Below are 13,086 nucleotides of genomic sequence, written 5' to 3'. Positions count from 1 at the left end.
TTAGACAAATGATTTGAGTGCTGAGGGCGTCAGTGGGTCAGTTGTGAGTTATGAGTTGTGAGTTATGCCAAATCCCTTACATCGATGGGGAAAACCAATAACTTTGCTGCTGTTGTGGTTAGCTGTACAGTTAGTCATCAAGCAAGGGGTGATGGCGACACCGACAGTAGTTGAAGTAGTTGAGAAACCGGAATCCTTTCGACAAAAGATTTGTCCTGCTGACTTAACTACAGCCATTGATGCCATAATCAGTCGTCCCGAATTTATGCGATCGCGTTGGGGGATTTTGATTCAACCCTTAGCCGACTCAGCTCCCCTCTACAGTCTTGAATCAGAACGTTTCTTTATCCCAGCATCCAATATCAAACTCTTTACCACAGCAGCAGCGTTACGTCAACTAGGTGAGCAATACCGGATTCGCACACCGGTTTATGGTACTGGCACTAGCCCCTATTTGACGTCCTTACGAATTGTGGGACAAGCAGACCCAAGCTTAAGCAATACCCAGTTAACAGATGTGGCACAACAACTAAAGGGTCAAGGGGTAAGGTTGGTGCAACAGTTAATTGTAGAAGATGGCTATACTCCCTATGGTATTATCAATCCAACCTGGGAGTGGAGCGATAGTTATCTATACTATGGCGCTTCGGTTAATCGACTTATTCTCAATCAAAATACTGTTGGACTAACCCTATTGCCCCAACAGCCTGGTAAACCATTGCGCGTTAGTTGGAGTGATGGGGTAGCGGCTAGACAGTGGCGTGTGGATAATCGTGCTGTTACGGGTAAGGCGGGAATACCATACTCAGTGGAAATAATGGGAGTTTTAGGTGAGCCGGTGTTAGTGATTAACGGTCAACTGGCAGCAGATGCTGCACCAGACTTTTGGGGGTTAGCAGTTCGTGACCCAGCCGATTATTTCCTGGAGTCCTTCCGCCGTATCCTGGAAGCTGAGGGAATTGCGGTGATTAAGGCACTGGTAAAAGACAGTTCAGCTGAGATGGTCAGATCATCAGATCAGGGGATGGGAAGAGAGGTTAATAATAGATTGCCTTCTAATGTTAATAATACAGAAATAACCAATACACAAACAACCACAGAGTTGGCAGCAGTAGAATCTCTTCCGTTAGCGCTATTGTTAAAGGAAATCAATCAGCACAGTAATAATTTGTATGCTGAGGCATTATTGCACCAACTGGAAACAGAGGTAGGGAGTGAGTCTAGCCCTAAGTTGGGTCTGGTCGCGGTTCAACAGAGCTTAACAGAGTTAGGGGTTGACCCAAAAAGCTATAGTCTGGCTGATGGGTCTGGGCTATCTCGCCATAATTTAGCTAGTCCGTTTGCGATCGCACAAACTCTGAGACTGATGGCACAAACCCCATTAGCTCAGGTTTATCGAGAATCCTTGGCTACGGCTGAGGTTAGTGGAACTTTACGCGATCGCTTTCGTGATACCGCAGCTGTTGGTAAGCTCCAGGCTAAGACTGGTACATTAAGTGGTGTCTCAGCCTTATCAGGCTATCTTGATATTCCTGACTATCAAACCTTGGTATTGAGTATTCTGGTAAATCAATCTGACCAATCTGCTGCTAAACTCCGTAATGCTATTGATGAAATTGTTCTATTATTGACTCGCTTGGGTTATTGCTAAGTGTTGAGTGTTGAGGGGTAGCAACGGTTGAACATTTTTCGCAGCCCAACCCTCCCTCCCCGGGCCCGGTTTTCCCACGCCCGCTGACTCTTAGCCCTACTCCCTATTCCCTATTCCCTATTCCCGCGCAACCCAGAACGAAAGTACTTCAGCCAATTGAGAAATGCTGTAATTATGAAACCCCTGGAAATTCCCCCAGACCCTACACCCAAGACCCTAAACCAGGGTTCAACCAAGTCTCCAATTCAAATCTGTATCACATTAGGAACTCGTCCGGAGGCAATTAAGTTAGCTCCAGTGATTCTTCAGTTCCAACGCTCTGGTAAATTTAAGACTCAGGTGGTGTTAACGGGTCAGCATCGGGAAATGGTAGACCAGGTGATGGGGATGTTTGACCTGAGGGCGGATCGGGATCTAGAAATTATGCAGCCCAAGCAAACTCTGACCGATATTACTTGTCTTAGTTTACGGGGGTTAGAGGAATTATTTCAGGAATTGCAGCCCCAGTTAGTAGTTGTGCAGGGGGATACAACTACAGCCTTTGCTGCGGCCTTGGCAGCCTTTTACCAACGTATCCCGGTGGGTCATGTGGAGGCGGGATTGCGCACCAATGATTTGTTTAATCCCTATCCAGAGGAAGCCAATCGACGGCTGATTTCTCAGATTACTCAATTACATTTTGCCCCCACTCCCCTGGCAGTAGAGCATTTGCAGGGGTCTGGGGTCACTGGCGCAATTCATAAAACTGGGAATACGGTGATTGATGCCCTGTTGATGGTAGCTGAGCGGGAACCAGTGTGTGAGGTTCCGGGTTTAGATTGGGAAGGATACCGGACGATTTTAGCAACAGTACACCGTCGGGAAAATTGGGGGAAACCACTGGAGGATATAGCCCAGGGGTTCCTCCATATTTTAGATAAGTTCCCAGATACAGCGTTATTGTTACCTCTCCATCGTAATCCTACGGTCAGGGAACCCCTAAGGGCAATGTTAGGTGACCATGAGCGGGTATTTTTAACAGAACCACTGGATTATGTGGAATTGGTAGCAGCAATGCAACGGTGTTATTTAGTGATGACTGATTCTGGGGGATTGCAGGAGGAAGCACCGAGTTTGGGTAAACCAGTGCTGGTATTGCGTAAGACCACGGAACGACCGGAAGCGATCGCAGCTGGGACTGGGAAGTTGGTAGGAACCGACCCAGAACAGATGGTGGGGGCAGCAAGTTTGTTATTGAGTGATTCAGTAGCTTATCAGGGGATGGCAAATGCCATTAATCCCTTTGGGGATGGTCGTGCGGCGGAGCGTATAGTAAAGATTGTGGAGAATTACTTTGGTCTAAATTGTTCTGGCAATCAATAACCTCAATTCATTCCCTCCAACAACGTTTGAACCTTACCATCCGGGTGTAGCAGCACGCGAATTTTTGGTATACCTTCCCCTTCTAAAGGGGACACAAAAGTTTCACCGATCAGAGGTATGGGGGCGTTATCTATATAGGTTTTCGCTGCTTGCCCAAGGGGAATTATACGTCGGATAGTACCATTATTATTTAACCACAAACTATAGTTCAAGGTTTTCTGTAGCCCTTCGGGAGGTTGCCAGCGCTCCTGGAAATATCGTCTAGCTTCTGCTACCTGAGAAATCTTATCAAACAGGGTATTTTGAGATATCTGATTGGCAACGGTAGGCTCGGATGGGTTTAAAGAATCAGAAACAGGGCTACTCGGGACATTCAGTCCAGGCACAGCTTGATCGATAACAGAGCTACTCGGGACATTCAGTCCAGGCACAGCTTGATCGATAATTCTAGAGGTAGAAGAACCTCTGTCGAGAGTAGACACATTCTGTTGAGGAGCAGGGATGGCTTGAACCGCCACATTAGTAGTAGAAGAAGTAGAAGTAGAAGAAATCGAAGCAGTAGAAGTAGAAGAAATCGAAGACTCAACGTCAGGGATTACCACTGTTTCTGTGGGGATCGATAGACTTTCTCTAGAGGAATCCTGAGTTTCCAGCTCAGTAGGAGAAGGGGCTGGTTTAATAACCGGCAATTCTGACAAAGTTTGTACTACAGCGATGGGACTGGGTGGAGTTGGTTTGGGTTGGGTATCTGCCTTAGCAGTAGTTACATTAGTTTTACTAGCCTCAGAAACAGGTGCCTCACCGTTACTAGCCCCAGGAGCAGCAGCAGGACTAACAGCAGAACTAGCTACAGGACTAGTAACAGAAGTAGCTACAGGACTAACAGCAGAACTAGCTACAGAACTAGCAGCACTCAGTTTGGGAGAGTCTGGTGTCCTAGCTGGAGCAGGAACAATCTTGAGCATCGGACGTGAATTCGGGCGTGAAGCTATTGCTGGCGCAGTGCGTACTGGTGGTGGAGAGGGTGGCTTAACGGGAGGCGGTGGCGGAGTGCGTACTGGTGGAGAGGGTGGCTTAAGGGGAGGCGGTGGGGGTAACTTGGTTCCTGGGGACAGACGGGGTGGTACCGATGGAGTTGGGATGGGAGTGCTCGGTGCTGGGGGTACCTGGGAGATGGCTCGCTTTTTCCCAATCTTGCTGGACTCTAATGCTGTTGTTGGGACTTCTGTGGTTAGTGTTTTCCCTTGCTCAACAGGCTGAGGTTTCTCAAGCAACTTAATCACTGCTGCTGTTACACCCACTGCCAACACCATCGATGCTGCTGTACGCATCCAAGCGGATGATTCTGGTTTCCAACTGGGCTGATTGAGTTTTGGTAGGGATACTACTTCAGCCGCATATTCATCCAAAGCGGTAGCTAAATCAAACAGCTGTGTAGCACTTAAATCAACCACTGACCCAGATTCTTCATTAGCCAGCTTACCCAGAAACAGGCTATGGCTCAGTAAGCCTTTCGATTGCAGATGGATGCGCTGAGGCTGAGTTGGAACTGCTGTGGCATTTTCTTCCTGAGGGGTTGGAAGAGTTAGGAGAGTTAAGGGAGTAACCTCAGCCGATCGCGTAGCGTGGCCTACGGCCTTAGAGTTTCCAGAGGCAACCAGTTGCTTTGGGGACGGCTCAAGGAAGTGCTGAACATAGCCATCTACCGCTTCATACAACACATCTAAATCCTCTGCGTTGCCTCGTAACGTTACCTGTTGTTCTTCTGGCTTGCGGGGGTCATCAAAACGCAACTCAAACCGCAACTTCTTCACCACAGATTGTCCCACCCAGCGGGATAAGGGTGAGCGGTTTGCCCAAATTGATAGGGTACAGGTAGGAGGAGTGTAACGTCGCAGGACTATGTTAGTCATTGGTGATTATTTATTAGTCATTTGTTAATTGTTAATTGTTAATCGTTAATCGTTAATCGTTAATCGTTGATTTCTATAGCATTTCCCAAGAAATCATAAAACCCAATACTGATTTATCATAACACCAAAAAATCCTCTGCTCTCTTTCCTAATGTTCTCTGTTTACTGTTCCTATTCCGTTCTTTAATCAATTTTTCGCATATCAACTGAAAATGCTATAGCGTTTATCATAGCTATGAGGTACACATAATTTTTGCCCATTTATGAGTTACCTACTCTCTACTCCCTACTCCCTATTCCCTATTCCCTACTCCCTACTTCCTAAAAACCAGGATTTTGTACCTCACCCAATTTATAAATGCTATATATTTTCCTGGATGCAATCCTTAAGATACTTTACCTAATAAGGCTAACCATAAACGCTGATGACCTTTTGCTCCACTATAGAAGAGTAATTTGATTAATAGTTTAAGAGCCAGTTGCTTTAAACTATCAGTTGACACCTTTTCTTCTTGCACCATCCGTTCTCGGTAAGTGTTATTAAAGTTGTCTAAATAATCTCCCAATAAAGCAGCACGATGAGGTTCACTGTTTTGTTGTGTCATTTGTTCGAGTAAAGCCACCGCACGACGGATTAGTTCTTGATGGTCTTTAGCCAAGTGACAGATGATTAAAACTAGCGATCGCGCTTCCTCCACATCCAGCTTTTTCCGTCCTCCTGAACTTTTGCGCAGGGGATTAGACTGACGCAGACGCCACAATGCTACTCGGTCTGTGATCATTGACTCTAAATTTAATTCAGCAGCAGCTTGCAGCATCTCCTCTGAACCAATACCTGCTAGAGCTTCTAGGCTAAGCAAGACTAAATCTAGCTGGGTTTTGATATTATCGAGATCGATTGAGTCTGCGGCTTGACTCAGAGGCAAATCCTCCCAAGCAGGAGGTGATTTTGGCATCTTGACAGTGGAAACCATAATTTTATTTTACTAAAGCAAATCCGGTTTACCCGTCGCTGTTACAGGTTTGGAAACAGGACTACGAAAGATTAAGGTATGTTTCCTGCTGGTAAAGCTTTGGTTGTCTGTTGAACGCGCACGCGTGGCCTATTGGCCAAGGTTGAAGGTTATCTGGTTGAACGCGCACGCGTGGCCTTTTGGCCAAGGTTGAAGGTTGAAGGTTGAAGGTTGAAGGTTGAAGGTTGAATGTTGTCTGGTTGAATGTTGTCTGGTTGAATGTTGTCTGGTTGAATGTTGTCTGGTTGAATGTTGTCTGGTTGAATGTTGAACGCGATCGCGTGGCCTATTGGCCAAGGTTGAATGTTCAAAAATGCATTCTAACCTGCTAACCTGCTAACCTGCTAACCTGCTAACCGGTTAACCTGCTAACCTGCTAACCTGCTAACCTGCTAACCTGCTAACCTACTAACCGGTTAACCTACTAACCTACTAACCTACTAACCTGCTAACCTGCTAACCTGCTAACCTGCTAACCTAGTAACCTGCTAACCTGGTAACCTACTAACCTAGTAACCTGCTAACCTGCTAACCTGCTAACCTGCTAACCTGCTAACCTATTTAAGGTAAGCAACGGTAACACCAGTCCCACCCTCAGATTGTTCGGCTAGCTTAAAACGCTCCACGAGAGGGTGCTGTTCCAAGAAAGCGTGGACACCTTGTCTTAATCGACCAGTTCCTTTGCCATGAATAATCCAGAGTACTCCAAACTCTATCGCCTTAGATATTGCTTGGTCGATGTCAATCTCTGCATTAGCTACCCGACTTCCTCGAATATCAATGGTATTTTTCGAGGTGCGCACAGCCGTTGCTGGCGGCGAGACTGGGGTTGGGGCTGGAGCTGGTTTTGATGTAGTTTTTACCACATTTTCGGGTTTTTGTCCATCCAACGATTCCACATCTGCCAGGGCAACGGTCATTTTCATTAAGCCAAAGCGTACCGTTAGCTCCCCATTATCGGCGGCGCTGATTATCTCGGCTGTCTGATTCAATCGGGGGATGCGAATGCGATCGCCCACTTTGGGACGGAATCCTGGTTTTGGCTTAGGAGGCGGTGCGGCTGGGATTTGACGCTGGGCAATCTCCTTAAGAGCGTTTGTGGCTTTTTGGGCATTTTGAGCAGTTTGGGAGCCTTGCTGCAACTGCCGAATCACTTGGGCAATTTCTTTCTTAGCTTGTGCGATCGCATCTTGCACAGACCGTTCCTGGGAAAGCTTCAATTCCCGTTCCCGCTCCTGCAAAAGTTTTGCCCGTTCAGAGAGTTCCTGATGGAGAGATTCAGCTTGTTGCAGTAACTGATTTGCCTGTTGGGCTTTAGTTTCCTGAGTGCGCCGTTGAGCTTCTAAACCTGCAATTACCTCATTCACATCTTCCGAAGCTCCCCCCAAAAGGGTTTGAGCCTGATCCACCACCGATGGGTTTAACCCTAAGCGTCTAGCAATGCTCAAGGCATTGGAGCGACCGGGAATACCCCACAATAGACGGTAAGTGGGTGACAGGGTTTGGTCATCAAACTCCACCGAGGCATTCTCAAACCGCTCGTCTTGATATTTTAGTGCTTTGAGTTCCCCATAATGCGTAGTCGCAATGGTTAATTGTGTGGTGTTTGCTAGGTATTTCAGTAATGCGATCGCTAAAGCACTGCCTTCTGCGGGGTCAGTCCCTGCTCCTACTTCATCTAATAGTACGAGTGACGCACGAGGAGTTGTTCGCGTAGCGTGGCCTTTTGGCCAAGGTTCTTCAAGGTTGGCAGGTTGTTCGCGTAGCGTGGCCTTTTGGCCAAGGTTATCTGGTTGTTCGCGTAGCGTGGCCTTTTGGCCAAGGTTATCTGGTTGTTCGCGTAGCGTGGCCTTTTGGCCAAGGTTATCTGGTTGTTCGCGTAGCGTGGCCTTTTGGCCAAGGTTATCTGGTTGTTCGCGAAGGACTTTCAACCTACCAACCTGAAACTCTTGAGAACCTCCAACTTTCAACCTGTCAAGCTGTAACTCTTCTTTTGGGGTAGTTATCGCCTCAATAATCCGACTAATCCGGCGAATGTGACCCGAGAAAGTGGATAAACTCTGTTCTATAGACTGCTCATCCCCAATATCTGCCAGAATTTGCTCAAACCAAGGCAGTTCTACTGGTTCCCTTGCTGGCACAAATAAACCCGCTTTTGCCATCAGTGCCGCTAAACCAAAGGTTTTCAACGTAACGGTTTTACCGCCAGTATTGGGACCGGTAATAGCAACTACCCGAATGTAGGACTGAATCTGGACATCAATCGGAACCACTGATGTTCCTTGTTCATGTTTTTGCTGCCACACCAGTAGGGGATGGCGCAGTTGCCGCAGAGTAATGCTTTCATTCTGATTGCGGTCAATGAATCTAGGGGGATTGGCTTCTAACCACAGACTATACCTAGCCTTAGCGGTAGCTAAATCCAGGGTAGTTGCTACAACCAGCAACCGTTCCAAGTCTGGCTTAACTGCTGCTACTTGTTGGCTCAAGGCACGACGTACTGCTTCCGATTCCACTTGTTCTTGCCGCCGCCGGGTCCGAAGTTGATTGCCTAAGCTAACAATAGCCTTCGGTTCCACGTATAGGGTGGCACCGGTACTAGAGGTATCGTGAACAATACCAGGAATAGAATCTTTCTGGGGAGCTTTAACCGGGAGTACAAACCGATCAGCCCGTTGAGTAATTAACTGTTGCTGTAATGCCCCCCCTTTACGCTGGACAATCCCCTGGAGGATTTCATAAATTCGGTCTCGCAATGATTTAATCTGAGTCCGAATGCCTGCCAGTTTGGGGGTTGCCCGGTCAGCTACATCGCCTCGGTCATCGATACAACGGTGAATTTCTTGTTCAAGTTCTGGGTAAGTGCGGCTGTCAGCCACCAGTTCCTTCAGAATTGGGACATCCTCTTGGTCTTCAATAAACCGCCGTAGACGCCTCACACCAGCTAAGGTTGTTGCGATCGCTAATAGTTCCTCACCAGACAAAATGCCTTGAAGCTCTGCCCGCTCCAGAGATTCACCAATATCTTGGATGCCGTCAAAGGTTAGTCCTGTGTCTAAACTAGTTTGCAGTTGATAGGCTTCTTTGGTCTGGGCTAGCAGGTCTAGGCTTTCCGGTTGAGTTGCTGGGGGGTGGAGATAACGAGCCGCAAAGGCTCCCAGCTTAGTAGCCGCAAAGGTAGCCAGGTGTTGGCACAGGCGGGACCATTCCAGTAGTTCTAAGGTTTCAGATTGAATCAAGGCTCAGAGACAAACGCATACCTCAATTGTATTATCCTATAATTCGGTTAGTAGTGGGAAAGTTTTGCTAGATCAAATTACCAATTATCAATTAAGTAAGTATTGAGCAGTCAGCGGTGAGCTTTTAGCTCACCCGTGCGCGTTCAGCCGTCAGCTTATTTTATTCACAAGCTGTCTCGTTCCCGTAGCTTGGCCTACGGCTAATGGCTAATGGCTGATTGCTGATTGCTGATTGCTAATGGCTGATTGCTGATTGCTGATTGCTGATTGCTGATTGCTTACCTAATTACTAATTGCCCTCTGAAAAAGACACAAAAACCCCAAATTGGGATATGCTGGAAATAGTTGATGTATGCCCTACTAGATTTATCCTAAATTCTCCTTCTTCAGATGGTTTAATCGTATGGTAGGGCTTCCCTAAGGTTGTTAGCCCCACTACGAGTACTGCTTTTTGTATCCGGTAAAGTAGGAGTAGGTTTATAGGGCAGAGGAATATACTGTACCGATGGACGTCCACCTTGAGGTTGGGGGTACAAATCCATTAGTTTATAAATAGCTTTAGGTAGACCAACCGTAATAGGTAGACCCAGTTCAGACGCTTCTTCGACAGTAATCGGACAGTCATGGGTGATTTGACCGAAAAACCTGAGGGCGCAAGCCCCTGGATTCTATCCATGGGGTTAGCCCGAACAGGAATTTATTCCCTAACAGCGATACGAACTTTTGCTTCAAGATATCGACTATAATAGCAAGTAATACATTAATCCCAAGGAGGTGATTTTAAGTGTTGGTTATGGAGTTCAAGGCTGTCCTAAAAGAGCCTCAAAAGTTGGCAATAAATGAAGCCATTAGAACGGCTCGCTTTGTCCGCAATAAGGTGCTTCGTTACTGGATGGACAATCGTGGTACAGGAAAGAAGGAACTCTATCGCTATAACACTCAACTAAGAGATGAATTTAAGTTTGTCAAAGACCTCAACAGTCATGCTTGTCAAGCCTCTGTTGAGAACGTAGAGCGTGCCATTAAACGCTTCTTTGACAACTGCAAAAAGAAGGTTCCTGGGAAGAAAGGCTATCCTCGTTTCAAGAAGCATTTTAGGTCAGTCGAATATAAGCAATCTGGATGGAAGTTATCCCCAGACAAGAAGTTTATCAATTTTACTGACAAGAAGGGGATTGGGAAGGTCAAACTCAAGGGCACCTGGGACTTATGGAGATTCGACCAGAAACTGATCAAGAGGGTTCGGATTGTTCAAAGAGCCGATGGGTACTATGTCCAGTTTTGCGTTAAAGTAGATAATTCCGAGCAGTTAGAAGCTACTGGTTTTACCATTGGCTTAGACGTCGGACTAAAAGAATTCTATACAGACTCTGATGGGTACTCCGAACCTAACCCTAGATTTTATAGAAAAGGTGAAAAACGTTTAAAATTTTATCAACGTCGGGTTTCCCGAAAAAAGAAAGGCTCTGCTAACCGAAAGAAAGCAATTAATAGGCTAGGTAGGACTCATCTTAGAATAAGTAGGCAACGTAAAGAACATGCCTTGAGACTGGCACGTTGCGTAATCCGGTCTAACGACTTGGTCGCCTACGAAGATCTAAGAGTTAAGAACCTGGGTAAAAACCACTGTCTTGCCAAATCTATCAATGATGCAGGTTGGTACCAATTTCGAGAATGGTTAGAATATTTTGGCCAAAAGTTTGGCAGGATAACTGTCGCAGTAAATCCTGCTTATACAAGTCAAAACTGTTCTAATTGTGGCGAAGTGGTCAAGAAGTCGTTATCAACTAGAACCCATACCTGTAAGTGTGGGTGCCAATTAGATCGCGACCACAACGCCGCCAAAAACATCTTAACGAGAGCCTTGAGTACGGTGGGGCACACCGGAACTTATCAAAACGCTTGGGGAGATCTGTCCTCTACTCTTCCTGGTTCCGGCCTGGTTGAGCAAGATGGGTCTATGAACCAAGAATCCCCCGGTTTATAACCGTGGGGAGTGTCAAGAATTAAAGCTCTAGCAATTTGTTCTGTAGCCAGCACCAATCCCCCAGGAGTATGTAAAATAAGATCAATAGGAACATCTGGTGGAGTTAGACGGATTGCCCTGAGCACTTGTTCAGAATCTTCAATGGATATGTAGCGGGATACAGGGATGCCAAACAAGCTAATAGACTCTTGTCGGTGAATCAGTAAAATTAACCGACTTTTTCGCTTATGCTCGAATTCTTGCAAAGCTCGAAAACGTCTATATTGCATCTGGCGACGTTGCCACAACGGCTGCAACGAGGAGATGATCAGGAAAATCCAGAACAGATCAAAAAAGTTAAAGCTAAAGTTCATCGCTTACTTACAGGTATCAAGTAGTTGTACCCTTTATTTTTTCCGTGGTTAGGATGGTTTATTGCTAATTTTTAGTTTTTTTGGCTTAGTTTCGTGGGCTCATGCCTGGCTAGAGAAGCCCAGACTGTTTTGAAGTCCTATAACCTTTAGTTTAGGTAACCCCAAGACTCCTGTAAACTCACTTAAGTTAAGTTTTGTTACAAAAAGCCAATCTCAGCCATAAAAGTTAGGGTTAACCCTGATTAGTATTTAGTGACTCAATCGAGAGTATATGCCCTTACTAATCAGTTTGGTGATTGCCGCAGTAGCTACTTACCTTTCTCTGAACACTACAGAAGAAATATTGAAAGTGGCATCATTATTAATAGTGATAATTTGCCTGTTTATCAGCATTGTTTGTGCCCCACTACTAATTAAAGTGTTGATTGTGGGAGTTGTCCTACTAATTCCTAAAATTCCAAGGAAATCTTAAGTCTTGTGGCTGAATGCTTACAGTTAATCTTTCAAGAACATTAAAAATACTATACATTTTCCCGATTTCCAAGAAACCAGTCGTTAGGCTGGATATATAGAGCAACAATTCATTCAAAAAACGCGATCGCATAAACCCATGCTATTTGACCTAGCCAACCTCCCCTACTGGATCTTTTTGGGTATGGGAGTTCTATTGTTTGTGTTAGTCATTGTTTCCGGTGGCGGAGACGATGACATTGATATAGATGCAGATGTAGATCTGGATGTGGATCTGGATGTAGATGCAGATTTCGGTACTGATACAGATACTGATGCCGATGGTGAAGGTGGTATTGAGATTCTAGGATGGCTAGGTATCGGCAAAGCCCCCCTAATTTTGCTCCTGGCAACAGACTGTAGCCTTTTGGGACTTTTCGGCTGGATGTTCAATGTCATGATTGGTGGTGTTACTGGCAGTATTCCCACTGGGTTTTTAGCTGGGGTGGTATCAGTAATGTCATTGTTTCTGACCCTAGTTACCGGAGGATTCATCTCTCGACCGATAGGAAAAGTTTTCGCCTCCTTTGGAGAAGATACCAGTAGCGATCGCTTAGTTGGCTGTCACGGTACAGTTTCCTCTGCCACCCTTCCCAAGGAAAACCAAGGCAAAATCGGTCAAGTCGATGTCCTAGATCCAGCTCGTAATTTAGTTACAGTTAATGCCACCTTACCAACTTGGGCAACAGTTACTCCTAAACGGGGGAACAAAGTGTTAGTGATTGACCGACACCATCATAACTATCTCGTAGTCCTTAAAGATAGTGCTGATCAGCAAGCCTGGTTAGACAATGCTTATTAGTCAGCAAGGGCGCACAACCTGCTGTGATAACCTGCTGTGATGTATATCAGTTCCTCAAGATTATCATAAATTTTCTGATCTTCCCTGATTAGTATATAGAGCTCCATTTATCAGCAAATCGATTTAGCCATGTCAAACTCATCCATGAATACAACAACAGTGCAAACTGTTCCGATACATTCATCTCTAGCCAAGCTTCCTCCTGGAATTCTATTTTTCCCCGGTGTGATTGGAGGTCTGATTGTATTATTGCTAA

The 13,086-nt window shown here is 45.8% G+C and carries 11 protein-coding genes; 5 read left to right on the top strand and 6 right to left on the bottom strand.

Annotated elements, in window-relative coordinates; all coding sequences use genetic code 11:
* Nucleotides 1–64: 64 nt before the first annotated feature.
* Together dacB and wecB are read left to right on the top strand one after the other, a co-directional pair.
* Nucleotides 65–1,651 carry a D-alanyl-D-alanine carboxypeptidase/D-alanyl-D-alanine-endopeptidase gene (dacB, locus tag F6J94_RS20005; protein WP_293043632.1) on the top strand — a complete coding sequence of 529 codons (1,587 nt, stop codon included), beginning with the start codon at nt 65–67 and terminating at the stop codon, nt 1,649–1,651.
* Between the two features lie 174 nt (nt 1,652–1,825).
* Entirely contained in the window at nt 1,826–3,013 is a 1,188-nt protein-coding gene (gene wecB / locus F6J94_RS20000) for a non-hydrolyzing UDP-N-acetylglucosamine 2-epimerase (RefSeq protein WP_293043630.1), read from the top strand.
* 2 nt (nt 3,014–3,015) lie between these two features.
* On the opposite strand, the gene F6J94_RS19995 is transcribed toward wecB, so the two are convergent.
* Complete coding sequence (locus F6J94_RS19995; RefSeq protein ID WP_293043628.1) at nt 3,016–4,926, bottom strand: DUF4335 domain-containing protein; 1,911 nt, start codon at nt 4,924–4,926, stop codon at nt 3,016–3,018.
* A 263-nt stretch (nt 4,927–5,189) separates the two neighbouring features.
* On the opposite strand from F6J94_RS19995, the gene F6J94_RS19990 reads away from it, so the two are divergent.
* Nucleotides 5,190–5,330 (top strand): hypothetical protein, encoded by a 141-nt coding sequence (locus F6J94_RS19990; protein ID WP_293043626.1) that lies wholly within the window; start codon nt 5,190–5,192, stop codon nt 5,328–5,330.
* Here the strand turns inward: F6J94_RS19990 and F6J94_RS19985 are convergent.
* The 4 genes from F6J94_RS19985 to F6J94_RS19970 all read right to left on the bottom strand — a co-directional run bounded on the left by F6J94_RS19985 (nt 5,313) and on the right by F6J94_RS19970 (nt 9,810).
* Nucleotides 5,313–5,900: a DUF3038 domain-containing protein gene (locus tag F6J94_RS19985; RefSeq protein WP_293024800.1), complete on the bottom strand. Its 588-nt coding sequence runs from the start codon at nt 5,898–5,900 to the stop codon at nt 5,313–5,315. The genes F6J94_RS19990 and F6J94_RS19985 overlap by 18 nt on opposite strands.
* Nucleotides 5,901–6,049: 149 nt before the next feature.
* Complete coding sequence (locus F6J94_RS19980; RefSeq protein ID WP_293043624.1) at nt 6,050–6,250, bottom strand: hypothetical protein; 201 nt, start codon at nt 6,248–6,250, stop codon at nt 6,050–6,052.
* Between the two features lie 246 nt (nt 6,251–6,496).
* Nucleotides 6,497–9,178, bottom strand: a complete 2,682-nt coding sequence (locus F6J94_RS19975; protein ID WP_293043622.1) for an endonuclease MutS2 — start codon at nt 9,176–9,178, stop codon at nt 6,497–6,499.
* 395 nt (nt 9,179–9,573) lie between these two features.
* On the bottom strand, nt 9,574–9,810 hold the full coding sequence (locus tag F6J94_RS19970) for a hypothetical protein (protein ID WP_293101502.1): 237 nt from the start codon (nt 9,808–9,810) through the stop codon (nt 9,574–9,576).
* A 152-nt stretch (nt 9,811–9,962) separates the two neighbouring features.
* Here F6J94_RS19970 and F6J94_RS19965 point away from each other — a divergent pair, with 152 nt between their 5' ends.
* Nucleotides 9,963–11,165: a transposase gene (locus F6J94_RS19965; protein ID WP_293043620.1), complete on the top strand. Its 1,203-nt coding sequence runs from the start codon at nt 9,963–9,965 to the stop codon at nt 11,163–11,165.
* Here F6J94_RS19965 and F6J94_RS19960 read toward each other — a convergent pair.
* Nucleotides 11,072–11,452 (bottom strand): hypothetical protein, encoded by a 381-nt coding sequence (locus tag F6J94_RS19960; RefSeq protein WP_367142243.1) that lies wholly within the window; start codon nt 11,450–11,452, stop codon nt 11,072–11,074. The two genes, F6J94_RS19965 and F6J94_RS19960, sit on opposite strands and share 94 nt — an antisense overlap.
* Nucleotides 11,453–12,128: 676 nt before the next feature.
* On the opposite strand from F6J94_RS19960, the gene F6J94_RS19955 reads away from it, so the two are divergent.
* A complete protein-coding gene (locus tag F6J94_RS19955; protein ID WP_293024812.1) occupies nt 12,129–12,830 on the top strand; it encodes an OB-fold-containig protein in 702 nt (233 codons plus the stop codon).
* Nucleotides 12,831–13,086 lie beyond the last annotated feature (256 nt).

Source organism: Moorena sp. SIO1F2, from assembly GCF_010672755.1.
GTDB lineage: Bacteria > Cyanobacteriota > Cyanobacteriia > Cyanobacteriales > Coleofasciculaceae > Moorena.
This window is presented reverse-complemented; position numbering and strand designations above follow the sequence as displayed.